18 protein-coding genes and 4 pseudogenes are annotated in these 25882 nt (G+C 54.2%); 12 read left to right on the forward strand and 10 right to left on the reverse strand.

The annotated features are described in order from the left end of the window. The first annotated feature begins 35 nt into the window (after positions 1-35). The 4 genes and pseudogenes from QSK43_RS07980 to QSK43_RS07995 form a co-directional block, all read left to right on the forward strand. Positions 36-1105, forward strand: a pseudogene (locus tag QSK43_RS07980) (IS3 family transposase). A gap of 192 nt (positions 1106-1297) precedes the next feature. Further along, on the forward strand, positions 1298-2113 hold the full coding sequence (locus QSK43_RS07985; RefSeq protein WP_332302996.1) for a class I SAM-dependent methyltransferase: 816 nt from the start codon (positions 1298-1300) through the stop codon (positions 2111-2113). A 171-nt stretch (positions 2114-2284) separates the two neighbouring features. Then, a pseudogene (locus QSK43_RS27140) lies at positions 2285-2410 on the forward strand (transposase DNA-binding-containing protein); the annotation flags it as partial. Between the two features lie 112 nt (positions 2411-2522). Next, positions 2523-2792: pseudogene (locus tag QSK43_RS07995) on the forward strand (IS66 family transposase); the annotation flags it as partial. A gap of 1 nt (position 2793) precedes the next feature. Here QSK43_RS07995 and QSK43_RS27145 read toward each other — a convergent pair. Then, positions 2794-2910 (reverse strand): annotated as a pseudogene (locus QSK43_RS27145) (IS66 family transposase); the annotation flags it as partial. Positions 2911-3154: 244 nt separating this feature from the next. Beyond that, positions 3155-4261, reverse strand: a complete 1107-nt coding sequence (locus QSK43_RS08000) for a class I SAM-dependent methyltransferase (RefSeq protein WP_332302998.1) — start codon at positions 4259-4261, stop codon at positions 3155-3157. Positions 4262-4609: 348 nt separating this feature from the next. On the opposite strand from QSK43_RS08000, the gene QSK43_RS08005 reads away from it, so the two are divergent. Both QSK43_RS08005 and QSK43_RS08010 read left to right on the forward strand, forming a co-directional pair. Continuing rightward, positions 4610-7912: a rhamnosyltransferase WsaF family glycosyltransferase gene (locus QSK43_RS08005; protein WP_332302999.1), complete on the forward strand. Its 3303-nt coding sequence runs from the start codon at positions 4610-4612 to the stop codon at positions 7910-7912. Positions 7913-8042: 130 nt separating this feature from the next. Beyond that, the gene (locus QSK43_RS08010) at positions 8043-9860 is read left to right on the forward strand and encodes a rhamnan synthesis F family protein (RefSeq protein ID WP_332303000.1); all 1818 of its coding nucleotides are present in this window, start codon (positions 8043-8045) and stop codon (positions 9858-9860) included. Positions 9861-9897: 37 nt separating this feature from the next. Here the strand turns inward: QSK43_RS08010 and QSK43_RS08015 are convergent, their stop codons facing one another. From QSK43_RS08015 to QSK43_RS08050, 8 genes are all read right to left on the reverse strand, one after another. Then, complete coding sequence (locus QSK43_RS08015) at positions 9898-10770, reverse strand: glycosyltransferase family 2 protein (protein WP_332303001.1); 873 nt, start codon at positions 10768-10770, stop codon at positions 9898-9900. Next, positions 10770-12029 (reverse strand): rhamnan synthesis F family protein, encoded by a 1260-nt coding sequence (locus QSK43_RS08020; protein WP_332303002.1) that lies wholly within the window; start codon positions 12027-12029, stop codon positions 10770-10772. The genes QSK43_RS08015 and QSK43_RS08020 overlap by 1 nt, the downstream gene beginning before the upstream one ends. 73 nt (positions 12030-12102) lie before the next feature. After that, positions 12103-12969, reverse strand: coding sequence for a glucose-1-phosphate thymidylyltransferase RfbA (gene rfbA / locus QSK43_RS08025; RefSeq protein ID WP_332303003.1), 867 nt, complete (start codon positions 12967-12969; stop codon positions 12103-12105). Then, positions 12966-13859, reverse strand: coding sequence for a dTDP-4-dehydrorhamnose reductase (rfbD, locus tag QSK43_RS08030; protein WP_332303004.1), 894 nt, complete (start codon positions 13857-13859; stop codon positions 12966-12968). The genes rfbA and rfbD overlap by 4 nt, the downstream gene beginning before the upstream one ends. 5 nt (positions 13860-13864) lie before the next feature. Next, positions 13865-14920, reverse strand: coding sequence for a dTDP-glucose 4,6-dehydratase (rfbB, locus tag QSK43_RS08035; protein ID WP_332303005.1), 1056 nt, complete (start codon positions 14918-14920; stop codon positions 13865-13867). A 2-nt stretch (positions 14921-14922) separates the two neighbouring features. Further along, positions 14923-15492 (reverse strand): dTDP-4-dehydrorhamnose 3,5-epimerase, encoded by a 570-nt coding sequence (gene rfbC / locus QSK43_RS08040; RefSeq protein ID WP_332303006.1) that lies wholly within the window; start codon positions 15490-15492, stop codon positions 14923-14925. Positions 15493-15669: 177 nt separating this feature from the next. Next, complete coding sequence (gene dinB / locus QSK43_RS08045) at positions 15670-16749, reverse strand: DNA polymerase IV (protein WP_332303303.1); 1080 nt, start codon at positions 16747-16749, stop codon at positions 15670-15672. A 23-nt stretch (positions 16750-16772) separates the two neighbouring features. Next, a complete protein-coding gene (locus tag QSK43_RS08050) occupies positions 16773-18839 on the reverse strand; it encodes an ATP-dependent helicase (RefSeq protein ID WP_332303007.1) in 2067 nt (688 codons plus the stop codon). Positions 18840-19162: 323 nt separating this feature from the next. Between QSK43_RS08050 and QSK43_RS08055 the strand changes: the two genes are divergently transcribed. The 6 genes from QSK43_RS08055 to QSK43_RS08080 all read left to right on the forward strand — a co-directional run bounded on the left by QSK43_RS08055 (position 19163) and on the right by QSK43_RS08080 (position 25882). After that, on the forward strand, positions 19163-19900 hold the full coding sequence (locus tag QSK43_RS08055) for a prolyl oligopeptidase family serine peptidase (protein ID WP_332303008.1): 738 nt from the start codon (positions 19163-19165) through the stop codon (positions 19898-19900). A gap of 208 nt (positions 19901-20108) precedes the next feature. Then, entirely contained in the window at positions 20109-21179 is a 1071-nt protein-coding gene (locus QSK43_RS08060) for a LacI family DNA-binding transcriptional regulator (RefSeq protein WP_332303009.1), read from the forward strand. Positions 21180-21184: 5 nt separating this feature from the next. Beyond that, entirely contained in the window at positions 21185-22786 is a 1602-nt protein-coding gene (locus QSK43_RS08065) for an FAD-dependent oxidoreductase (RefSeq protein WP_332303304.1), read from the forward strand. A 49-nt stretch (positions 22787-22835) separates the two neighbouring features. Beyond that, positions 22836-24107: an ABC transporter substrate-binding protein gene (locus QSK43_RS08070; RefSeq protein WP_332303010.1), complete on the forward strand. Its 1272-nt coding sequence runs from the start codon at positions 22836-22838 to the stop codon at positions 24105-24107. A 10-nt stretch (positions 24108-24117) separates the two neighbouring features. Then, positions 24118-25050: a carbohydrate ABC transporter permease gene (locus tag QSK43_RS08075; protein ID WP_332303011.1), complete on the forward strand. Its 933-nt coding sequence runs from the start codon at positions 24118-24120 to the stop codon at positions 25048-25050. After that, entirely contained in the window at positions 25040-25882 is an 843-nt protein-coding gene (locus tag QSK43_RS08080; protein ID WP_332303012.1) for a carbohydrate ABC transporter permease, read from the forward strand. The genes QSK43_RS08075 and QSK43_RS08080 overlap by 11 nt, the downstream gene beginning before the upstream one ends.

Below are 25882 nucleotides of genomic sequence, written 5' to 3' on the forward strand. Positions count from 1 at the left end.
AATTTTCTCGGGCTTAATGATCGAGGAGATTTTTGATGAAGACGAGCAGATTTAGCGAACCACAAATCCTTGCCATCCTGCGCCAGGCAGAAGGCGGCGTTCCTGTGCCGGAGCTATGCCGGGAACACGGGATGAGCACGGCGTCGTTTTATAAATGGTATGTATGCGTCGATGATCAGCCAGATGAAGGCTCTAGAAGACGAGAACCGGCGGCTCAAAAAGATATATGCCGAGATGAGCATGCAAGCCGAGTTGCTGAAAGAGGCTCTGGAAAAAAGTGACGCGGCCATCTCAACGACGGGAGATGGCCGGGAAAGCGGTGGCGTTACACGGCGTCAACATTGCACTTGCCTGCCGCACCTTTGGTGTCAGCGAGACCTGCTATCGTTACAGCGCCAAGCTGAACGACGATAACGAACAGATCGCCGATCTGCTGATCGGGCTGACAAGGGCGAAGAAGACCTGGGGCTTCGGCCTGTGCTTTCTTTACCTGCGCAATGTCCGGGGACATCGCTGGAACCACAAGCGCGTGTACCGCATCTACCGCGAGCTGGAATTGAACCTCAGGATCAAGCCACGCAAGCGTTTGAAGCGGGACAAGCCCGATGCCTTGACCGTGCCGGAAGCACCGAACCTGGTTTGGTCCATGGATTTCATGGCGGATCGTTTGGAAGACGGTAGGCAATTCCGGCTGTTGAATGTTCTGGACGACTTCAACGTCGAGGGATTGGGCATAGAAGTGGATTTTTCGCTGCCTGCTGAAGGCGTCGTCCGCAGTCTGAACCAGATCATCGAGTGGCGCGGCAAACCGTTCGCCATTCGTGTGGATAATGGACCTGAATATGTCAGTGGCAAATTGATGGGATGGGCTGAAACGCAAGGAATTGCCTTGAGCCACATCCAGCCCGGAAAGCCGCAACAGAACGCCTATGTCGAGCGCTACAACCGCACCGTCCGACATGGATGGCTCGACCAATACATCATTGAAAGCATTGAGGAGGCACAGGAATTCGCCACGCAGTGGCTATGGACGTACAACAACGAACGGCCCAATATGGGCATCGGCGGCATAACGTCCGCACAGAAACTGAAAATGGCCGCGTGAATTCTACTGACGAGCCCCGTTAAAAACGGGGGATTACCTCCCAGGTTCACCACATTGCTCGGCGCAAGGTCAAGGCGCGCTGCTGCCGCTGTTCCTCTAGCAAAGTCAAGAAGTCTCTGCACACCGGTTTCTTTTGTTGCACTCGGCCCTGCCACTCACTACTGTCGCGCAAATTTACTTTCGGGGGCCAAATTGACCAGAAACATTCATGACACGAGCGAAATTGGGAAATTGTTCCCCATCGCTTCGCAGACATCCGACACCGACAAGCTATTTCTGAAAAACATCATCAACCTGATATCGGAAAAGTCCGGTTCGTTCACCTACATCGAGCTCGGATCATTCTTGGGTGGCACGCTTGCACCTTTCCTCGTGGCGAAAGATTGCATCAGTGTCCTTTCCGTTGATGACCGTGAGCGCCAGCAGCCAGACGAGCGCGGCCCAAAGTACGACTATGCCGGGATAACCAGCAAGACGATGATCGATAATCTTCAGAAAAACGGCCTGCCCACCACGAAGCTTAAAACCTTCGATGGTTCGATTGAGAGCCTTCCCGTATCGCAGTCTGAGTTTGACCTAGGGTTCATTGACGCTGAACACACGGACGAAGCGGTATTCAGAGATTTTGTCTATCTTCTTGAACACATGAGGCGTGACTGCGTCGTGATGTTCCACGATAGTTCGCTGACTGCGAAGGGCATCGCCAATATCATCACGCTTGAGCAACAGAAGCGTCACAATCGCAAATTCGGTCTATCGAGGATTTTGGCAGGTCAAAAAAAGATCGGCGCCTGCAAGTTCTTTAAGAAGCGCGATTCAGAAATGTCTTGCATGCTGTTCGGTAAGTATGCGCATATCGATGCTCCGGCCTTTCTGGGGGTGCAGGAGCCTACGGACGAGTACATGGCTCGATCTGGACGCTACATTCTTGAACAAAAGATAATTCATCAGGTCGAGTTTGAAGGTCAGTTCAAAATCCGAGACACCGTGGTTTTGAAAGCATACTAAGTAATAGCGTGTATTTCGTAAGCCTAGGGTGAAGCTTGCAATTACCCATAAATAGCTGACTCGTTTCGAAAAATTTTCGCTGAAATCTTGAATCGAAAGAATCACTTGTGATTCTGTATCGAGCACCTGATTCTTTTTAGGCGGTGCTTTATGTCGGTTCGAGACGATGTGATGGCTGATAATGACGGCCATTGGAGCAAGCAGGAAATTGACGCGGGGTCTTTCAGGGATGCTCGCCTTGGACGACGCTGCGCAGAACTACTACGACAGCTTGGAGAGCACATGGGCGGCTCTATTCCTTTCGCCTGCCAGGACTGGGCCAACACAAAGGCCGCCTATCGGTTTTTCTCCACACAAATGTTGAGGAGGGCGATATCCTCATCGGCCATTTCGCCGCGACGGTGTTCACGTTGCCGCCCGTCAGGAGACCTCCGCTGCAGTCGTTGCCGATCTCTGCAAACTCTGGCACGACACGCTGCCCCGCATCTCTGGAAAATCAAAGCTCGCCGAAGCAATTCGCTATGCCCTTAATCGGCGGGAAGCCTTCGAAAAGTTCCTCCATGATGGGCGCATCGAGATAGACACCAACATCGTCGAGTGCGCCATCCGGCCCCAGGCAATCGTTCGAAAGAATAGCCTATTCGCCGGAATTGCTGGCGGCGGAAGGACATGGGCGACGCCGTTGCCACCTTGGAACTGTCATTCCCGTGCAGTTCGTAAAACCGGCGTCGACTATGCGCCCAGCATCCCGCCAATAGAGCGCCGTCGCTTCCACCGTCAGGGCGGGCAACACGGTTACCTTGCAAGAACATCAGATCCGCCTCCGGGAAATACGGTCGTCTGGCGCGGCCTCAGCCGGCTGACAGACATTCGCCTCGGAACCGAAATGCCAGCGACGCTCAGATGTGGGTAATTGCAAAGCTCCACCGTGAGATTACTCATCACGCTAGCCTGTCTCTTCAAGTAGGATGGTTAAAAAATCCCGCCCGTGCTTCCGGATTGCGAGACGGGTTTCATTCAACGAAAATCTTAGACAATTGGTCATGTCGAAAAGAGCGAACGTCCATTCTCACTAATAGACAAAGCGACGCTGGCGTCGCTGCGCGCTACTCCGCCAAAGTAAATCCTTCTTATTGGTGACTGAGCGATTGAACCAATCCGTGAGAAAAAATCCGAAAGATGAAAACTAAAAACGCTCGTTCCTGGCGGGAATTCACGCCACAAATCCGCCTCAGCGCCATCTTCCGTCACGAAGCAAAATCGAAGCGCTGAACCTTCATCTCCGAAAATGGATACTTTTGCAGTGATGACAGAAGCCCTGCCTATGACTAGATTCGCTGGTTCGAAAACGACGTCGTTCCACTCACCGGTCATCGTCAGTGTCACGTCGCGCCACGGTGACTCAACCGGGATATGTGCGCCTAATCGGGCCGAGTGGTAATTCGACCTCAACTCGTTTACTACGTAGGCATTCCAGTTTCTAATCCTGTCGAACAATTCGCCATTCAAATTGTAATTGGCACACAAGACTTGGCTAACTCCGAGATCGACTGTCCCACTTTCATGAGCGAAGGACAGTGACGCGTTTACGGCGTCAAATCCAATTTCTTCAAACTGTTTCCGCCACCAAGTCATGTCCTCCAATAGGCTATGCGTCGGATCTTTGCGGAGTCTCGAACGCACGGTTTCTCGTTCCCCCGAGTACGGTCCTTCACCAACTATCGGCATCATATGAAAATGAACGGCTGGCCCACTTACGCGTTTGAGCTCTGAGAAGGCCTCAATCTTTAGGTTCTCGGGAATGTGCTCGAGTGAGTGAACTGAGTAAATGAAGTCGAAGTGGCCTTCAGGGAACGGCAGATTCTCGGCCCCGGCTAACAGGACGTTATAATGCTCGCGATTTTCGACAGCCCAAGAAGAAACATCGATACCATGCGCTTCGGTGCCAAGTTCATTCAAGTGTTTAACGACAACACCGGTTGCACAACCGATTTCAAGCGCGCGCCTCGGTCTGAAAACAGTGTGGATTAGGCGAGATATTTCTTTATAAATCTCAGCTGATCGCGCGACCTCCAAATAATTGTTGTAGACAGTGCCCTTCTTGTGACCGTTCTGGAAATAATCGGCGTCAAAGTAGTCGTAATTCATGATGGCTCCCCGTTCCTGCGGGACGCTAGCATTCAAAAGTTGCGAACTCAATGCGTTGAGTGCTGTAACCAGGCAACGGTTGAAGTGGATTCTTATAGTCTCAGGGCTTCTACCATTTGCGCATCATCCCTCTGCCAACGAAGTGCAGCACGTCACAATCCATAATGTTTATCCAATATTAGGTGTTAATGGGTAATCGCGAGGACTCCAGTAAATGGTGACAAACAAGAGTCGAGTTGCTAGACGTGAAAGCTGGTGCGGGCAGTTAGCGGGACCCCTTTCCACTTGCCCTGTATAAGCGGTCATTGGACTGTAATAAAATAATAATTGCTGGTTTGGAGTACGCTGATGGTATTGGAATTTACGGGTGAGCGTATCGTGCCCGGCGCGGAAAATTGCGAGCCGCTTTTTGCGGACAAGATGTATATGGAGCATTCTGCGCGTTATAAGCTAGCATCGAAGTTTGCGAAGGGCGCCAAAATTCTCGATATCGGTTGTGGTGTGGGATACGGCTCAGCGATTCTGGCCGATGCCGGCGCTGAATCGGTCACCGCGTTCGATTTGTCAGCCGAGGCAATTGAACACGCTAGGACTTTTTACGCTCGGCCATCCATCAGCTTTGAAACCGGTGATGCCACCGCGTTTTCATACGAAGAAAAGTTTGATCTGATTGTCTGCTTCGAACTGATCGAGCACGTTCCCAATCCTGACAAGACCTTTGAATGTATCATGTCCTGCCTCGCGGAAGACGGCATTCTGGTGATGTCCACCCCGCGGGCGCTTGAAGAGAAAAGAAACGATTTTCATATTCACGAATTCGCTGCTGACGAATTCGAGAACAAATTTCGTTCTCTCTTCCGCAACGCGCGGTTTTTTCAGCAGAACAATTATATGGGTTCGATCATCGCTCACCAGCTTCCCGGTGTTCTGGTCGAACCAAGTTTCATGCATCCTGCCTTCGATTTGGATGCTGCCGACTACATCATCGGCGTAGCAACGAACGGCGCACCTGAAACTATCGCTTCGATCGAGAATATCTCCGTTCTGAATAACGAAGACTACGTCAAGCTGCTGGAGCGTGATGTTGATATTCTGCAGCGTCGAAGGGTCGATTTGGAGGCGCAGCTTGAGCAAGAAGAGCGCTCGACTGTGGAGATGAAGGCTCAGATTACGCAAAAAGAGCGCTCGATTGTGGAGATGAAGGCTCAGATTACGCAAAAAGAGGAATCGATGGCGGAGATGAAAGCCAGGTTTGCGCTCCGGCCCACCGAGACGGCCTTGATGCAAGATGTCACCCGGCTCTCTGAACGTGTCCAGGAGATGCGTTCTTCCTTGAGTTGGAAGATTACCTCGCCATTTCGAGAGGCGAACAGGTTCTTCTTGCGTACATTTTCTGCTAGGTACCGAAAAGAAAGGCGGGCACGAAAGGCATTGCAGTCCTCTCCGTCCTTTCCGCTTTCCTCCGATGCCAAGCTTTCCGTTTCATCTAAGAAGCGAATTGAGGCCGGGCCTGGCCCGGACGTAGTTTATGTTATTGGATGTTGGTCAGGGGAGTCCAAACGGTATCGTGTCTTCAACGCCGTGGAAGCTTTGACAAGCCTCGGTTATCGGGTTGAAGTGCTGCGGGAAGAGCACATGGGTCGTATTGAGGCTCATGGATGGCGTCCTACTGCTATCGTGTTTTTCCGAACGCCGGAAAGCCATCTGACTGTGTCCTGCATTAGTTATGCAAGGCGACATTCGATCAAAACCTTCTTTGATATTGATGATTTAGTATTTGAACCTGATCTGGTAGATCAAATCGACGGCTTTCAGCTTTTGCCTGAGTCTGAACGCGCCATTTACATTGAGGGTGTTCGGCGATATAGGGCGTTTCTCCTCGAAACCGATGCTGTTATCGGATCAACTAAACCGCTGGTCGATGCGCTTTCCTCACTCGGTAAACCAGCATACCTTGTGCCGAACACCTTTAATCGCATTCAGTTGGAAAAGGCGGAGGTGTTGCGACAGGAGCAGAAAGAGGCACGAGACTTTCTGAAGATCGGATATTTTTCAGGCTCACGCACGCATAACCAAGATTTCGCGGTGGCAGCTCCAGCTATTCTCCGACTTCTTGGAGAGTTTTCCTCACTGCGCCTTCTTATCGTTGGTGAGTTGGATCTACCGCCAAGTTTTGATTCATTCTCTGGGCGAGTAGAGCGACTCGACTTCATGCCCTATCAAAAAATGCAGGAAGAATTGGCGCGTTGCGATATAAACATTGCACCTCTTGTCATCGGTAATCCTTTCAATCAGGCGAAGAGCGAACTTAAATGGTTCGAGGCCGCACTTCTCGATATTCCGTGCGTTGTATCGAAAACCGAACCTTACGAGATTGCCGTCGTTGATGGAATGAGCGGGATGCTCGCCTCCAATGAGGCCGAATGGTACGAAAAGCTGCGGATGTTGCTGCAGGATGCCTCTCTGAGGCAACGGATTGGGGAGCGCGCGCGACAGGCAGCGTTGTCCAAATGGGGCCAAGATGCCCTTCGCACGCGACTAATGGACGTTTTGCCTCTTAGGGAGGTTTCTCTATCTCCTCAGGCCGTGTCGGTGAACAAGGACAGAAAAAAAATCGACTGGATCATTCCAGGGCTGATTTTGGGCGGGGGAGGCCACCGCAACATCCTTCGTGCGGCATATTTCCTTGAGCAGTTTGGCCATGACGTCGGGCTGATCTTCACAGGCGTTGATGAGAGCGCAGCCGAAATACGGGCGCTTTTGCACGAACATTTCTATCCTTTCCAAGGCCAAATAAAAGTTTATGACGGAGTTTTCCGCTACTCCGATGTTCTGTTCGCGACGCATTGGTCTACCGTGTACACCGCGCTTGAGGCGCAGGGCATGACCGGGGAAATAATGTATTTCATTCAGGATTTTGAGCCGATGTTTGCTCCCATGGGCACGGAATATATCCTAGCCGAGAACACTTACCGAAAAGGACTTTACGGTATTTCGTCAGGGCCATGGTGCGCACATGTCCTCCGAAAAGACTTTAATGCTGTGGTCGACTTTTTCGAATTTCCGATCGACAGAAATGTTTATTTCCCTCGTCAGCGTCAAAAAACGGAGAAGAATATTATATTCTTCGCTAAGCCAGATATGCCGCGCCGTTGCTATGAGCTAGGTGTTGCGATGTTGTCGGAGTTCCACCGTCTGATGCCGGATGTTGAAATCATTTTCTATGGTGCTCGGAATGTGGATGAGGCGCAACTTGGCTTTCCGATCACACTGAAAGGTTTGATGCCAACCATTCATGACCTTGCTCAGGCTTATTCCGATGCGGATTTGGGTGTTGTGTTTTCAACCACCAATCCCAGCTTGGTTCCCTATGAAATGATGGCGTGTGGTACGCCAGTGGTCGATCTTGATCGGGCGGGGAACGAAGTTAACTACGATGGCAGAAACGATATCGCGCTTTTGGCAGACCCGGAACCGAAGATCATGGCAAGACAGATGGCAGCGTTGTTGAAAAACGCGGATGACCTGTCCAGCCGGTCGCAAAAAGGACTGGAACTTACAGCGCGAATGCCTGACGAACTTGGTATGGCTAAACGCGTGGAAGAGCTGATATTGAATCGGCTCCGTCAAGGTGGCCACAAGGTCGCATGAAAGTTGCGGCGGAAGCGCAGTTGGTGCAAGCATCTTGTTGGACGATGGTTGCATCGAGGGCACTGGCAGAGTTCAAGGGTGTAGGGATTTTGAGTTGGCATCGAAGGCGAATATCTTATCGGAAAGTAACATGAACAAATTGACGTTCGCTATTTCCGATCCGGGAAAATATTATCTTTCCTTGAATTGCCAAAATGCCAATATGTTGATCTTTAGTATCGAATCTGAGGGTGAGGCATATAATTACTACGTTATGCCGCGCTATGAGAAAAATTTCTATTTTCTACGCTGCAATACGAAACGCCTTAAATTGACTATAACCGCCGACTCCTCTGTAGAGGGTAAACTCATACGACGCCGGGGTATCAGGTCATTTGGCATCAGGAAGAAGCAAATTCTCGGCAGTGTTCTGACTCGCCGCAAGCTGAGGAAAGTTGATCTCCGATTACCAGGTGTTTCAGTCCAGGAAATTCTGAGTTTTTCCTTTTTTCGGAGCGTGCAAGCTTTGGATCAGGACGTCGTTCCAGCGTTGCGAATTAGGGAAGGAGCAGCGATCACGTTATTGGCGCGAGATTTAAAAATCTTGCAAGAGGATATGTTAACGAGTCTCGCGACACAGTTTGCGCGCAAATTCGATAACTGTACTGATAATGGTTTCATCTTCTTGTTAAATGGTGAGGGCCTATCCCCCCAGTGCCAAGCCGCACTTTGTGTTTGGGCGAAGGAAGTTATGGGCGATCCCGCACAAGAATGCGGTCCGGCATGGGATCTCCTGCGATCCAATCCTTCAATTGGTGCTGTATTTGGCATTGCAGATAGTCGCAGGGTCGTTGTTTCTTGGAGCAATGGCAGAAGACTTGAAAAAATACTGGAAGCCCTTGGCATAGATGCTGTTGAAATCACATCCGCTGGCCGTTTGCCTAGGTGCATGTTGATAAGAAAATCGTCTCTCGTCGCTCTGAAGGCCCTAAATTTTTCGGCAGAGGATTTAGGAAATGGTCTCGTGAATGAGAGGCTATTGGAACTAGTTATATTGCCGTTGGTCAGGCGAACGGGCGCTTTGGTTGCAGAGATGCCCGCAGAAAAATCCCATATTCTGCAATATGAGAGTTTGGATGATGCCAAATTTGTGGTTGGTCGAACTCTTAGTTCACCTGCTGGAAAGGACATTTGTCTTTTTGTTGGTTTGTTAAACAAGTCTGGGGCATTCTCTTTACATGCTCTCCGCTATATGCGGGCTCTGCGTTCTGCAGGCTTGCATGTTTTTGCGTTGGGAGTTGCGACCGGCGATGTCTCGGGTTCTATAGATCCAGGTGTTGATACTTGTGATGCATTTGCTGCGAGAGAAAATAGCGGCTACGATTTTGCCTTGTGGGCTACGGCGCTCAAACTGTATCCTGATTTGTGGGATGCGAATTCGCTTCTGATGGCAAACGATAGTGTCTTCGTAGCGGAAGACCGTTTGCCGCGAATTATCGATGAGCTGAACAGATCGGCGTTCGATGTTACCGGCTTGACGGGATGTGAAATGGAGAATTTTCATCTGCAAAGCTTTTTCATCAGGTTAAATCGAGCTGCGATTGATAGTCCGGCCGTAAGAAAATTCTGGGATCAGGTTGTTTCCTGGAAGGACAAGTTCCGAATTATATCGGCTTATGAAGTCGCTATGACAGCCAAGTATGAAAGCGCAGGCCTTCGTTGCGGTGCTTTGTTCGATTCCGATCGAAGATTGGGGGGGCGACGTATCAACCCATCCATCAATTTATGGCGGGAGATTTTGCAACAGGGCTATCCATTTGTGAAAGTCCAGTTGCTTAGGGACAATCCCACTAACGAGAATATTGCCGGGTGGAGACGATTGTTGGTCCAAAATGGCTTTGATTTAGACGCGATTGTTCTGCAACTTTCGAAGGAAGCGCCGCACGCGGTTTCACTTCGGGTGGAGTAATCTTGCTGTAGAATTCAAAAGTTCGTTCAGTGCGGCTTTATTTTGTATTCACTTGCCTGAACGGCTCTTTGATATCCTTATAGCGAATGCAGCCCATCAGAAAGCCAAGTGCTTTGGAGCGACGTCTTGCCGAAACGAGCACAAGCGGAGAAAAAAGTAGAAGAAGCGCTTGGACAAGTGTTGATAAAAAAGGATACGGTCGTTTGTGTTTTTTACCTGTATAAATTCGTGACCGCGCCATATGAAATGCTTTAAATCGAGCTACCGCTGGTGAACGGACCGTGGAGTTGCCGTTAGCGTGGGTGACGACTGAATCGCGTACAAACATAAGCGGCCCTAACTCGGCCAGTCGGAGAGAGAGATCATCATCTTCATGATATAAAAAAATCTTGGTGTCGAAGCCGCCCACTTTCAGAAACAGCTCCCTCGAAACGAAAATAGCGGCTCCGCTTAGCACGGGAATAGCGCAATCCGTAGGCGGCCAGCCCTTTGGCATGTATCGGTTCCGCGATAATAGCCATGATCGCCTTTTAAAATAAGCTGAACCATCGCTATTTTCTATTCGGGGATTAAAGGCGGATGCGGTTTTATATCGATGAGCCGCCGATAAGAGTTGTTCTAAAGCGCCAGAATGAATTTTTGCATCCGGGTTGAGGAAAAGCAGCCAAGGGGTTGTCGCCGCTGCAGCACCAGCATTGCAGCCGACGCCAAACCCCTCGTTTCGCTCCAGAGTTTCGATATGTATATGGCGTTCCGCAGAAAAAGACGGAAACTTGTTCGTTTTCCCATTATCGACTAGAATAATTGGTGTTTCAACAGGGGTTGAGGCGATCATCTGCTCGATCACCGCGTCACTTTTGTAACAAACTGATATGACTGTGATATCCGAAATCGGAAATTCGTTAGGCATCAGAGGAATTCTACAGTGTGATGTGTTCCGTCGGCCTTCATGGCCGGTTGAGACGTGCCAATCTTATAACCAGCTTGGCGGACAAATACAGAAAACATACGCTCGAGGCCATGTTGTAGCGTTCCGCGTTTTGCACCATTTTCGAGATCGAAGTCTCGGAGACCAATATCGGCTTCACGAACTATGTGGAAAGCTGCCGGACGAAACCAAAACATCGTGCCGACAAAGAACTGTATGTCATTGGGCTCGAGCGATAGCCCAGTGCGCTTCGAAATTTTTCTTATCTGCTTCAGTTCGCCCTTCAGATATGGGGCCACTGACCGATCGGTTTTCGGTAAACTCAGATTTTTTGGGCCAACGACGCCGAGGTCAGGCACTGCTTCAAACAAATCAAGTATGCGGCTGTGTGCACCATCTCGTAGCAGGCTTGCATATATATAGCGGCGAATTCGCGTACCCGACTTCGTCTGTTTTCCATCTTTCCGCGACAATTTCCCGTGTATTTTGCAGACGGCATCGTATTTATCGAAACTTCCCTGTCTCAGAAGTTCCATAAAAGGACCCACATCTCTACCGCGATTTTCTGTAACAACGATAGTCGCATTCGGAAAGGTTTTCAGGATCTCTATCTGAAGCTCTACGTTCGGCGACGTAAGGCCTATTATAATATCGCGTCCAAGGCAATCCTCAAGTATGATCGCTCTTAATTCCGGCCACGTTTCAATGTAATGCAAATGCACATAGATGCAGCTCTGAATTTTTCCAGCGTATGTTTCTCTTCTGTCGCCGATAGGCCAGCCCTCGTCGAGCCACTGCCAGCCATTTCGATCTTTCGAGACATCGTCAAGGCCATATAAATGCATGTAGCGATATTCGACATTCGCAAATGCCGCCTTTTCCCTATCGCAAGCATTGCTTTCCAGGCACAGTAATTTTTCTCCAGGTCCGAAGCTTTGGAGTGTGTGCTTTTGTGTTGCGAGTAATATCTTCCGAAATTCGAACGAGCTCTTCGAGGTTTTGGAAAATAGAATGGGAATATTTTCAGGATTTCGTGTTTCGTTTTGCGTGCTAAATACTATATTATGTAGCGGTTTTTTTAGGTGTAACTTATAATGAGTCTGGCCTGATCTAAAGTCCAAACGACAGCAGCGTTCCACATTGTCCGGATCGGCAATCTCAACTGCGTCTAAATCAGATCTACTGCTGACGCTTATATCATAGTAGCCTGGTTCGAGCCCCAGCGTTTTTAATTGATACATTGATTGTTGATACCTAAATCCGATTTGAGAACAGCATCATACAGCCCCTATCGATCGACTTCCCCTCGCTGGATCATACATTTGCAAGTTTACGCAGGTAAATGCCATAATCACCCTTGCCGGCACTCTCCGCGATTTCGGAAAATTGTGATTTGTTTATGAATCCTTTGCTCAAAGCAATCTCTTCCGGACAGGCGATCTTGAAACCTTGACGTTTTTCCAAGGTGCGCACAAATTCCCCGGCTTCAAGCAGGCTGTCTGGCGTTCCGGTGTCGAGCCAAGCGTAACCACGGCCCATGATGGATACTTTCAGCTTGCCGCGTTCCAGATAAATGCGGTTCACGTCCGTTATCTCATACTCGCCTCGCGCGGAAGGCTTGAGATTGGCGGCGATGTCGACCACGTCGGCGTCGTAAAAATACAGACCGGTCACGGCCCAGTGCGATTTTGGCTTTGCGGGCTTTTCTTCAATAGATAGCGCACGCATCTCGCCGTCGAACTCTACTACACCATAACGCTCGGGATCGTTCACGTGATAGGCGAAAACGGTTGCTCCGTCATCGACGTCCGTACCAGCTTGCAAAAGCTCCGGCAGTCCGTGCCCGTAATAGATATTGTCGCCGAGGATCAGGCAGGACGGGGAACCACCAATGAAGTCGGCACCGATCATGTAGGCTTGGGCAAGCCCGTCCGGGCTTGGCTGAACGGCGTATTCGATCGAGAGGCCCCATTGGGAACCGTCTTTCAGAAGGTTCTGGAAAAGCGGCATGTCATGCGGTGTCGAGATGATGAGGATCTCACGAATGCCGGCCAACATCAGCGTGGTTAGCGGATAATAGATCATTGGCTTATCGTAGACCGGCAGGATCTGCTTCGAGACCGCCAATGTCATCGGATGCAGACGGGTTCCGCTACCTCCGGCAAGAATGATGCCCTTCATGGCGTTTCCTTTTTGCTCTGCGCTAGGGCGGCCACGACGGCGCGCGTTGATGTCTGCCATTCCGGCAATTTAATCCCGTAAACGTCTTCCAGCTTGCTGCAATCAAGACGGGAGTTTGCTGGGCGCCGGGCCGGGGTAGGGTATTGCGCGGTCGTAATGTCGTTGACGATCACCAACTTTCCGCCGTTTCCCGCAGAGAAAGTGAATATCTGTTTCGCGAAGTCCGCCCAGTTCGTTTCGCCTGTTCCAGATAGATGGAAAACGCCGCGATAATGGGTGGAGGGGTCTTCTACAAATTTTTTTGCGATCGCCACTATCGCAGCGGCGATATCGTTTGCTGAAGTGGGGCATCCGAACTGGTCCGCCACCACATTGATTTCATCACGGTTCTCGCTCAGTCGAAGCATGGTTTTTACGAAATTGCTGCCATATTCCGAATAAACCCAAGCGGTTCGCAGAATGGCGTGATTGCGGGTGCTTTCGGAGACCGCTTGTTCACCTTCGAGCTTTGAGCGGCCGTAGACGGAGCTTGGGCCTGTCGGATCGCTTTCGACGTAAGCGGCGGCTTTGGTGCCATCGAACACATAATCGGTGGAAAGATGGATTATAGGAACGTCGATGTCATTTGCTGCCTTCGCAACGGCTCTTGCTCCGTCCCGATTGACGGCAAAAGCAATGTCCGGTTCGCTTTCCGCCTTATCGACAGCGGTATAGGCTGCCGCTGACACGATCACATCGGGCCTTGCGTCACGCAATGCCCTAGCTACCGTTTCGGGTCGAGCAAGATCGAGTTCCGGCCGACCCAAGGTTACAATCTCCAACTTATCATCAGCAAGAGCCTGTAGAGCGCTGACAACCTGACCGTTTTTTCCGGTGACGACCAGCCGCATCCCGCTCAGACCTTCACCAGAACGCCGAGACGCTCTCCTGCGTAAACACCTTCGCGCAGCGGCTGCCACCACCACGCATTGTCGAGATACCATTCCACAGTCTTGCGGATGCCGGTCGCGAAATTTTCCTGCGCCTTCCAGCCGAGTTCAGTTTCCAGCTTCGTTGCGTCAATGGCGTAGCGGGCATCGTGGCCGGGGCGATCGGTGACATATTTGACGAGCTCGGCATAGGGCATCGATTGCGGGCGCAACTCGTCCAGAATGGAGCAGATGCAGTTGACTACATCGATGTTTTTCTGCTCATTTCTGCCGCCGACATTGTACTTTTCGCCGGCAAGGCCCTTCTGGGCGATAAGCCACAAGGCACGGGCGTGGTCTTCGACATAGAGCCAGTCGCGAATGTTGGAGCCGTTTCCATAGACAGGCAGCGGCTTACCTTCCAGCGCGTTGAGAATGATCAGCGGAATAAGTTTTTCAGGGAAGTGGAACGGCCCGTAATTGTTTGAGCAGTTGGAAATCACGACCGGAAGACCATAGGTGCGCTGCCAGGCAGTGGCGAGATGGTCGCTTGCGGCTTTCGAAGCGGAATACGGCGACGAAGGATCGTAGGGTGTTGTTTCTTCGAAGAGGCCATGCTCTCCGAGCGAACCGTAAACCTCATCGGTCGAGACGTGAAGCATGCGGAAGCTTGTTTTCGCGTCGTCGGCCAGGCCGACCCAATATTCCCGTGCTGCTTCCAGCATCGTGAATGTGCCGTTGATATTGGTCTGAATGAAATCGGCAGCACCCGTGATGGAGCGGTCGACGTGGCTCTCAGCTGCCAGATGCATCACGTAGTCCGGTTGAAATGTCGCGAAAGCGTCATTCATCGCGGCGCGGTCGCATATGTCCGCCTGAAGAAAGCGGTGGTTTGGCGCATTTTCGATTGGCTTCAGTGAGGCCAGATTACCCGCGTAGGTCAGCTTGTCGACGGTAAGAACATCCGCGCCCACTTCGCTCACGAGATAGCGCACAAGGGCCGATCCGATAAATCCGGCGCCGCCGGTGACTAGAACGCGCATTATCAGTTTTCCGTTTTTTGGTAGGTGAAATAGTCGGGCAACTCGGACAGAGACGGCTGCTTTGCGTCCTTGTCGGAAAGTACGCGGTCGCCTACCGTTGGCCAGTTGATGCCGATTGCAGGATCATCCCACTTAACGCCGCGGTCATGGTCCGCGCTGTAAGGAGCTGTGACCTTGTACGAGATGACGGTGTCATCGACGAGTGTCATAAACCCGTGGGCGAAGCCAGCCGGTATCCAGAACTGCTCACCGGTTTCCGGTGAAAGCTCGATGGCGGCCCATTGTCCGAAAGTGGGAGACCCCGTTCTGATATCGACGGCGACGTCCAGCAGGCGACCACGAATGCAGCGGACAAGCTTTCCCTGTGCAAACGGGTTCGTCTGGAAGTGAAGCCCGCGGACGGTCCCGGCCTGCGCGGACAAGGATTCATTATCCTGCAAGAATTCTACGTCCGACACATTCTCTCGAAACCAGTCGCGCTTGAAAACTTCGCTGAAGTAGCCCCTGCTATCGCCAAAACGGGCCGGAGTTATCTTTTTTAAGCCTGATATCGGGAATGCTTCTACCTGCACTTCGCGGATCCTGTCTGGTCTACCTGCTAACGGTGGTATGACTTTATCGATAAGGACAGTCAATAACGCTTTATTGCTCGACCACACAAGAGTACCCCACTCTTTCGCAGCGCGGTATAGCGGAAAGCCCGGTGTAGCTACTCCCCTGGCGGGCTTTTTCGCTTCGGGAAAGCGGCATCATATTCCAAGCGCCAACTGCGGTTCCTGTTCGCTCTCTTCGGTATTCAGCGATGAAAGAGTGATCCCCAACAGCCGCACCGGACGTTTGAATGGAAAGACGGAGGCAAGCAGGGTCTCTGCCATCTCCTGGATCGTCGCGACGTCAGACACGGCTCCCGATACGGTCTTGCTGCGGGTCGCCTGGCTGAAATCCGAATATTTGATCTTAACGGTGACCGTCTTTCCGGTGATGTCATGGGCCTCGCAATAACGCCAGACTTTCTGAGCCAAAGGGCCTAGCTCGGCCTTGGCCAGATCGAGATCGTCGATGTCCTCGATGAATGTGTCCTCGGCGCCGACGGATTTGCGGATGCGATCGGGCTTTACCGGTCGTCCATCGATGCCGCGGGCGATGTTGTAGAAATAAGGGCCGGACTTTCCAAAATGCTGTTGCAGAAAACCGAGTGCTTTCGACTTGAGATCGAGCCCGGTTTCGATGCCGTGCCGTTTCATCCGCTCGGCCGTGGCTGGTCCCACACCATGGAATTTCTTGACGGGCAGGGCTTCAACAAAGCCCGGGCCGTTTTTTGGCGTGATGACGGCCTGGCCATTCGGCTTGTTCAGGTCGCTTGCCATCTTGGCGAGAAACTTGTTGTAGGAAATGCCGGCGGACGCATTGAGGCCGGTGACCGTTTTGATATTCGCGCGGATTTCCAACGCGATTTCGGTGGCAATCTCCATGCCTTTCAGGTTTTCGGTGACATCGAGATAGGCTTCGTCGAGTGATAGCGGCTCGATCAGCGGGGTATATTCGGCAAATATCTCCCTGATCTGTTGCGAGACCTGCCGATACACCTCGAAGCGCGGCGGCACGAAGATCAGATCCGGGCATTTCCGTCTGGCGGTAACCGATGGCATCGCGGAATGCACGCCGAAGGTTCTCGCTTCGTAACTTGCCGCAGCCACCACGCCCCGTGCCGCCGATCCACCAACGGCGACCGGCAGGCCGCGAAGTGCGGGATTGTCGCGTTGCTCCACCGATGCATAAAATGCATCCATGTCGATATGGATGATCTTTCGAACAGCCGTTTTATCCATCGTTCCAGCCTGTACGATCTTGCCTATTTCCACATCGCTCGCATCCGCGCGCCGACGTCGATGCGGATCTGCTGCGCGCTGCGCTCGGAAGCCGCGGCCGAAACCAGGGGCCAGGTGGCGGTTTCGAAGAACTGCAGCAAAGTTGCCGGTATGAAGCGGGTTCTGGCGGCATAAACATGCCGGTCTCCCTGCGCGTTCTGGCCGTGGGTGAAGAACCGTTGCGGCGTGATCAGCGACAGACTGTCCTTGGCGCGCGTCATGGCGACATAGAGCAGCCGGCGTTCCTCTTCAATTTCATGCGTGGAGCCGACGCCGAGATCGGAGGGTATGCAGCCATCGACCACATTCAGGATGAAAACCGACCGCCATTCCTGACCTTTTGCCGAATGGATCGTTGAAAGTGTCAGGTAATCCTCATCCAGCAACGGCACCCCTGCCTGATCGCTGGTGGCATCCGGCGGATCGAGCGTCAGTTCGGTCAGGAAACGTTCGCGGGAAGGGTAGCCGCCGGCAATCTGCTCGAGTTGCAGCAAATCGGCCTTGCGGGTCTCGGCGTCCTCATGGATGCGCTCAAGATGAGGCTCGTACCAGAGCCGCGCGTGCTCGATATCTGACGGCCAGCCGCTGTGCGATTTTCGCAGGTTCGCCAGCAGCTGAACGAAGGACACCCAGTCATCGCCGGTTTTGGGTGGCGGCGGGATTTCGTCAAGGGAAAGCAACGGCTCGGGGTCTGCCGCAATCGTATCGAGAATATTGCCGGCCTTCTTCGGCCCGATACCCGGCAGCATCTGAAGAAGCCGGAAACCGGCGACCCGGTCGCGCGGGTTTTGCGCGAAACGCAACACCGCCAGCATGTCCTTCACATGGGCACTGTCGAGAAACTTCAGGCCGCCAAATTTGACGAAGGGGATGTTGCGGCGTGTCAGCTCGATTTCAAGCGGGCCGCTGTGACTGGACGTGCGAAACAGCACGGCCTGCTGCTTCAGTGTCATGCCGGTCTCACGATCGGCCAGCACCTGGTCGATGATGAAATTCGCCTGCTCGGTTTCGTCCTTTACCGTCACGAGCTTCGGTCGCTCGAGCGATTGCCGTTCGGTCCAGAGATTTTTGGTGAAGCGCTCGCGGGCAAGGTCGATGACGCCGTTGGCCGCAGCCAGTATCGGCTGTGTCGAGCGGTAGTTTCGATCAAGGGTGATAACATCGGCGGCCGGGCTGAAACATGCCGGAAAATCCAGTATGTTGCGCACCGTCGCTGCCCGGAACGAATAGATCGACTGGGCGTCGTCCCCCACCACGGTCAGCCCGCGGCCGCCGGGTTTCAGCGCCATCAGCACCGAGGCCTGCAGCCGGTTGGTATCCTGATATTCGTCGACCATCACATGGTCGAAACGATTGCCGATATCGCCGGCAAGGTCGGGATCGCTGACCATCTGGGCCCAGTAGAGCAGCAGATCGTCATAATCGAGAACATTCTGGGCCTGCTTGGCCTCGACATAAGCGGCGAATAATTGTTTGAGCTCGTCTTCCCAGGTGGACACCCATGGGTAGTGCTGGCGCAGGATCTCTTTCAACGGTGTCTGAGAATTGACGGCGCGCGAATAGATCGCAAGGCAGGTGCCCTTTGTCGGAAAACGGCTCTCGGTCTTGGAAAAACCTAGCTCGTGTCGGGCAAGGTTCATCAGGTCGGCGCTGTCCTCGCGGTCGTGGATGGTGAAGTCCACGTCCAGTCCGATCTGTTCGGCATAGATACGCAAGAGGCGCGCGCCGATCCCGTGAAACGTACCGGACCACGCCAGCGCATCGGTAAGAGTTCCGGCATTGGCGCCGATGACCTGTTTGCAGATCCGCTCGACACGGCGAGACATTTCGGAGGCGGCACGCCGCGAAAACGTCATCAGCAGGAGGCGGCGAGGATCGGCGCCGTTGACAATCAGATGCGCCACCCGGTGCGCCAGCGTATTGGTCTTGCCGGAACCGGCGCCGGCGATGATCAGCAATGGTCCAGCCGTGTGTCCGTGTGAAAGTCCAACGCCATGTTCCACGGCCTTGCGTTGCTGCTCGTTCAGTTTGTCCAGATAGGCAACCGCCATGCCCCGCATCCCTGATATTTGCCTATCCGCACGATGACGGCCTTTTCAAAAATGCCAGCCTTCGGAGAGACGGCCAGTCATTTTCGCACTGTTGTCGCAATGATTAGCAAAAACTCAAACAGCAAGCCAGAACAAATAATGAACGTATGCCGCTGTCTTCCACACGAGGGTGAACTGTGGTGTCGAATAGAAATTCGCAGCCCCAGTCGGGTTCTTATGGGACCTCGGCTGGCCTGCCTCTCGAACCACTGAACCAACCCGGTGGCTCATGAGTTCAGCAATCGTGCCTTGGGAAGAGGTATGTTTTTCGGGAGGACGAAACCATGAAACATCTGAAACTTTGCCTGATCGTTATCGCAGCACTCGCCACATCGACATTTGCGTTTGCCGAGCAGCAGGCGATGAAGTCTGAAACAACGATCGCGTCGGACATCAATTATCTGCTCTATACCCCGAAGGACTATGCCGGTTCGGACAAGACCTATCCTCTCGTCGTCTGGCTGCATGGCGGCGATCAGGGCGGGAGCGATGTTGAAAAGCTGCGTGGCAGCGGCCTGCCCAAATTGATCGAGGAGGGGCGTGAATTTCCATTCATGGTGTTTTCGCCGCAAAATCCAAGCGAGGAACTGCTGTATCCGATCGAGCGCGTCGCAAGTGTCCTTGAATCGGTTGTGGCGGATCACCGCGTGGATCGCAGCCGCATCTATCTGATCGGATATAGTCGGGGAGGGTTCGGCGCCTGGTCGATGGCCGAGCAGTTCCCGCAAACTTTTGCCGCCGTCGTTCCAATCGCCGGTGGCGGCATCCGCCATTACCTCAATCGCACCAATGAAAAAACGGCCTTCTGGGCCTTTCATGGAGCAAAAGATGAGGTGATTCCTCTTTCCGACACGGTGATTCTGGTTCAACGCCTCCAGGAACTGAAACGCAATGTACGGCTGACGGTTTTCGAGGATACGAACCATGAAGAGGTCGAGAGAAAAGTACTGAGCGATGAGGCGATGTGGACCTGGCTGCTCGGGCAAAAGCTTGTCAGCGAAAAGACGCCTTCAACTCCCTGAACTTGCGCTGGGCAAGACTTTACGGCTGGGATGAAGGCCCTCGACCCAGCGCGGCCGCCATTTGGCGGCTGGCAGTCTCATCGGCACTCCTCAAAACATCTCTCCGCAAGCCATCTTTGCCCTCTTGACACCCGGCAGGTAGATCGTGCTAATACGCATTAACAGCTAATACGTATTAGCAAGCAGCCGATGTCGGGGAGGGCATTGCGTGGCCAACCATAAGCGCCTTACTCAGAACGATATTGCGAGACTGGCCGGCGTCAGTCAGGCCACGGTTTCGCTCGTTCTGAACGGTGCACCGGCTACCATCGCCCGTATCCCGGCTGAAACCCGCGAGCGCGTGCAGGACGTCATCCGCAAGACGGGTTATGTCGCGGACCCGATTGCGCGCCGGATGGCCAAAGGGCTTAATCGCATCCTCGGCGTCTTCACCTATGAGCCCGCTTTTCCAAGTGCGCAGGCCGACTTCTTCACGCCGTTTCTCTTAGGCATCGAGGAGGAGGCGCAGCAGCAGGCTTACGATCTTCTGCTGCTGACCAGCGCAGGTGTGGGCAATGACCGCAAGATTTTCTCCGAGGGCAACAGGCTCCGGATCGCCGATGGCTGTCTCGTCCTCGGTCGCGAATTCGACCGCAAGGAACTCGCCCGGCTGGTCTCGGAAGACTATCCATTCGTGGCTATAGGCCGGCGCGACGATGCCGGCGGGCCGGTGCCCTATGTGGGCGGCGACTATGCCGCAGGCACGCGGCAGCTTGTTGAAGACGCAATGATGCTCGGGCATTCGAAACTCGCCTATATCGGCCCTGCGGGTCCCGCGGAATCCATCGCCGACCGCTGGCGGGGGTTCAGCGACGCGCTCGGCACGGCGGCGACGCTTGCCCTGCACATAAAGGCGGTAAACCGGCCTGCCGAAAAGATCCTCGATGCGATCATCGAAAGCGGTGCGACGGCGGCATTTTTCATCGAACTGGCGGATGCGGTGCGCGTCGAGACTTTGGCACGGGAGCGCGGAATTGGCGTGCCTGAAGTCTTCTCGATGGTCGTGCTCGGCAGTCATATTCGTGCCGGTCGCAGCCCTGTGCGTTTCACTTCCTATGAAATTCCCCGTGAAGAAATGGGCCGGCAGGCGACCGCAATGCTGGTGAACCGCATCGAGACCGGCAGCCCGGGAAGTCAGATTTTACTCAAGTGCCAGCCGGTCAAGGGTGAAACATTGGGACCAGCTCCGGCGGCCTCCCCAGATAAGTCCAAAGTCAACAAAACGGATGTGACGACGTGAAAGAGATGCAAGCAGACATTCTTGTGGTCGGTGGTGGCCTCGGCGGCGTGGCGGCGGCACTCGGTGCCGCACGGGCCGGAAAGCGCGTGATCATGACCGAGGAATATGACTGGATCGGCGGTCAGCTGACCAGCCAGGCCGTGCCGTCGGACGAACACAGCTGGGTCGAGCAATTCGGCATCACCCGGTCTTATCGCGCATTGCGCAATGGCGTACGCCAATATTACCGCGATCATTATCCGCTGACGGAAGGAGCCCGCGCCTGGGGCGACCTTAATCCGGGTGGCGGCTGGGTCAGTCGCATCTGCGCTGAACCGCGCGTCAGCCTCGCTGTCATGGAAAGCATGCTGATGCCCTATATCGGCGCGGACCGGCTGACGGTGCTCAAGCCCTATCGTCCGGTCGCGGCCGATGTCGATGGCGACCGGGTCCGCTCGATTACCGTGCGCCATCGCGACAGCGGCGCCGAGATCGTCATTTCCGCCGATTATATTCTTGATGCGACCGAGCTTGGCGATCTGTTGCCGATGACGGGCACGGAATATGCCAAGGGCTTCGAGGCGCAATCGGATACGGGCGAGCCCAGCGCGCCGGCTGAAATCCAGCCGGACAATGTGCAGGCCGTATCGATCTGCTTTGCGATCGACCATGTCGACGGCGACCAGACGATCGACAAGCCTGATAATTACGATTACTGGCGCAAGTACCAGCCGCATTTCTGGGGCGGGCCGATGCTCGGTTTCACCGCGCCGCATCCGCGCACGCTCGAACATACGACCCGCTCCTTTACGCCAAATCCGGATGATGATCCGCTGCTGGTCGATGCCGATCAGCGCAGGGGCGGCGGCGATGAAAACCTCTGGATTTTCCGCCGCATTGCGGCACGCAAGAACTTCGCGCCCGGCTTCTATAAATCCGATATCTGCCTCGTGAACTGGCCGATGATCGACTACATGGACGGCACAATCATCGATATCTCGGAAGAGGAAAAGGCGCGGCATCTGAAGGCGGCGGCCGATCTTTCCTATTCGGTGTTTTACTGGCTGCAGACGGAAGCGCCGCGGCTCGATGGCGGGCAGGGGTTTCGTGGACTGCGCCTGAGAGGCGATATTACCGGCACCGAACACGGCCTTGCCATGGCGCCCTATATCCGCGAAAGCCGCCGGATCAAGCCGGTCACGCGCATCGTCGAACAGGACCTTTCCTACACGGTTCGCGGCGACAGAGGTGCTGTCCGCTATCGCGACAGCATCGGCATCGGCATGTACCGCATCGATCTGCATCCATCGACCGGCGGCGACAATTATATCGATGTGCCTTCCTGCCCGTTCGAGATTCCGCTTGGCGCACTCATCCCCGAGCGCGTGAAGAACCTTATTCCGGCCGGCAAGAACATCGGCACGACGCATATCACCAACGGCTGCTACCGCCTGCATCCGGTCGAATGGAATATCGGCGAGGTGGCTGGAATGCTTGCGGCCTATTGCCTGGAAAAGGGCCTGACGCCGCATCAGGTGCAGGAAGACGATGAACATCTTCATGCCTTCCAGACGGCGCTGACCCGAGAGGGCATTGAAATACGCTGGCCGGATATCGCGGCCTATTAGGACGGCGGACTGCCGTTCGATCGAACCCATCTTTGGAGGAGGACTGGGAATGAATTATCATCGGAAAACGCGATCCACGGCCTGTGCGCTGGCCCTTATCGGTTCGTTTGCCCTTGCAGGGACAGCGGCGGCGCAGGATGCGGTCAAGCTGCGCATGACGATCTGGAGCGCCAACGAAGCGCATCTGAAACTCTTCAACGACATCGCCGCCGACTTCAAGAAGGATCACCCCAATGTCAGCGTGACTTACGAGTCACTGCCGTTCGACACCTATACGACAGCGCTGACGACCCAGATCGCTGGCGGCAACGCGCCTGATATGGCCTGGATTTTCGAAACATCCGCCTATGATTTCGTCAAATCCGGTGCGCTCTACCCGCTTACCGATACGCTGAAAGCTGCGCAGGGTTATAATCTCGACGAAGTCAGTGCTGGCGCCACGGAACGCTGGTCGCAGGACGGCAAGCTCTTCGCCTATCCGTTCTCGACTTCGCCTTTCGCGGTGTTCGTCAACAATGATCTCATCAAGGCCGCAGGCGCAAAAAACCCGGCGGAAATGATCGCAGCTGGCGAATGGACGTGGGAAAACGCCATCGCCACGGCCTCGGCGGTCGGCAAATCCGGCAAGGGCGGTCTCGTCGTCCGCGACTTCAATTACCAAAGCTGGCAATATCTGACCTCGGTGTGGAACGGCTGGGGCGCGTCGCCCTGGAGCGTGGATGGCGCAACCTGCACCATGGCGGAAAAGCCGATGACGGATGCCGTGTCGTTCATCCATGATGCCATCTTCAGCAAGAAGGCCATGCCCGGCCCCGGCGAGACGGTGGATTTCTTTGCCGGCAATGCAGCGATGACCATCACCCAGATCAGCCGTGCATCGCTTCTGCCGAAGGACAAGCCTTTCGGCTGGGACCTCGTGCCGCTGCCGAAGGGGCCGGCCGGTGAATACGCGCTGATCGGCCAGGCTGGCATCGGCGTCATGCAGTCCGGCAAGAATGCGCAGACCGCGGCCGAATTCGTCGCTTACATGACCAATCCGGAAAATTCGGCAAAGCTCAGCCAGTTCTTCCCTTCGGCACGCAAGTCGCTGCTGAATGCGGAGGTGCTGAAAAAGACAAATCCGCTGCTCAGCCAGGAGCAGATCGAAAAGGTCGTCATCGCAGGCATCGCCAGCGGCAAGGTCATGCCCGGCCACACCGGCTTTGCCCAGATCCAGCAGATCGTGCGCTCAAACCTCGACGCCGTCTGGCGGCCGGAGGCGGACGTCGCCGGCGCGCTTCAAAAAATCTGCGGCCAGATCGGGCCGCTCCTGAAGCGCTGAGGAGAAAGCCATGGCTGTCGCGCAGCAGGTTCCCCGTCCCCAGCATCGCCCGGTATCGGCGTTCTGGACCATCGCGCGGCGCGACAGCCTCGCAGGCTTTCTGTTTATCGCCCCGCAACTGATCGGGATCGTCATCTTCGTGCTGATCCCGCTCGGGCTGGTTTTCTGGTATTCGCTGCATGAGTGGAACGTGCTCGCCAATACCTTCACCTACACCGGTGCGCAGAACTACCGGATGCTTATCGAAGACGGCAATCTTCTGGAGGTGCTGGGCGCGACCGGGATATTCTCCGCCGGGCTGGTGGTGTTCAACCTGTCGCTGGCGCTGCTGCTCGCAGTGCTCCTCAACCAGAAGCTTGCCGGTATCGCGATCTTCAGAACCCTGTTCTTCTCGCCTGTCGTTGTGTCGCTGGTTGCCTGGACCATTGTCTGGGGTTTCCTGCTGCAGAAGAACGGCGGCATCAACGGCATGTTGCTGATGGTCGGCATAGAAGGCCCCAACTGGCTGCGCGAGGAGACGACAGCAATGATTTCGGTCATCGTCGTGCAGGTCTTCAAGAATGTCGGGCTCAACATGATCCTGTTTCTGGCCGCACTTCAGGGCGTGCCGAAGGAACTATATGAGGCCGCCCGTATCGACGGTGCGCCAGCCTTCAAACAGTTCCGTCGCATCACCCTGCCGCTGATCAGCCCGACGATCCTCTTGACCTCGATCATCACCATTGTCGGCTCGCTGCAGGTTTTTGCGCAGATTGCGGTTCTGACCCAGGGCGGACCGGGTCTGTCGACCACGGTGCTGGTCTATTACCTCTATCAGCAGGCCTTCCAGTTCCACTTCTTCGGTTACGGCTCGACGCTGTCCATCCTGCTGTTTCTGATCGTCGCCGTGTTGACCTTCGCCCAGTGGCAGATGCGCAAGAGGATCGTCTTTTATGAAAGCTGACCTTTCCCCCCGCATGCAGGTGGCGCTCTACGGGTTGCTGTGCGTGCTGCTCATCCCCTTCGTCTTTCCGACCTGGTGGATGGTTACCTCATCGATCAAACCCATCAGCGACATCTTCGCCTTCCCGCCGCAGCTCATCCCTCAGAGCCACGACTGGACGTCCTATTCGAAGGTGTTCGAGTTGCAGCCCTTCGTGCGGCAATACTGGAATTCCGCTTATATTGCCGTGGTGGTAACCGTCGGTACGATGATTATCTCCTCCATGGCAGGATATGCCTTTGCACGGATCCGGTTTCCGGGCGCCAATGTGATCTTCATGATCGTGCTGCTTGGCCTCCTGATTCCGTCCGAAGTGACGATTGTGCCGCTGTTCCAGATGTTCCTGAAGGCAGGCATGGTCAACACCCACTGGCCGCTGATCCTTGTGCCGATTTTCGGCGCGCCAAGCGTGTTCGCCACCTTCGTGATGCGGCAGTTTTTTGTGACGTTGCCGGGAGAGCTGGAGGAGGCCGCCCGTGTCGATGGTCTTGGACGGTTCAAGATCTTTCGCAAGATTGCGCTGCCGCTGGCAAAGCCGGCGCTGGCGTCGGTCGCAATTTTTACGTTCCTGCATTCCTGGAACCTGTTCCTCGAACCCATCGTTTTTCTTTCCAGCGCCGAGATGTTCACGCTGCCGCAGGCGCTGACGCAATATACCGACGCCTATGGCGGGCCGATGTGGAACATCCAGCTTGCCGCAGCGACGCTCACCGCGCTGCCCGTGCTCATCGTCTTCGTGATTGCCCAGAAGCAGTTTGTCGAAGGCCTCGCCCATACCGGCCTCAAGGGCTGA

Origin of the sequence: Rhizobium sp. GR12 (assembly GCF_036596185.1) — a bacterium.
GTDB classification, from domain to species: Bacteria; Pseudomonadota; Alphaproteobacteria; order Rhizobiales; family Rhizobiaceae; genus Agrobacterium; species Agrobacterium nepotum.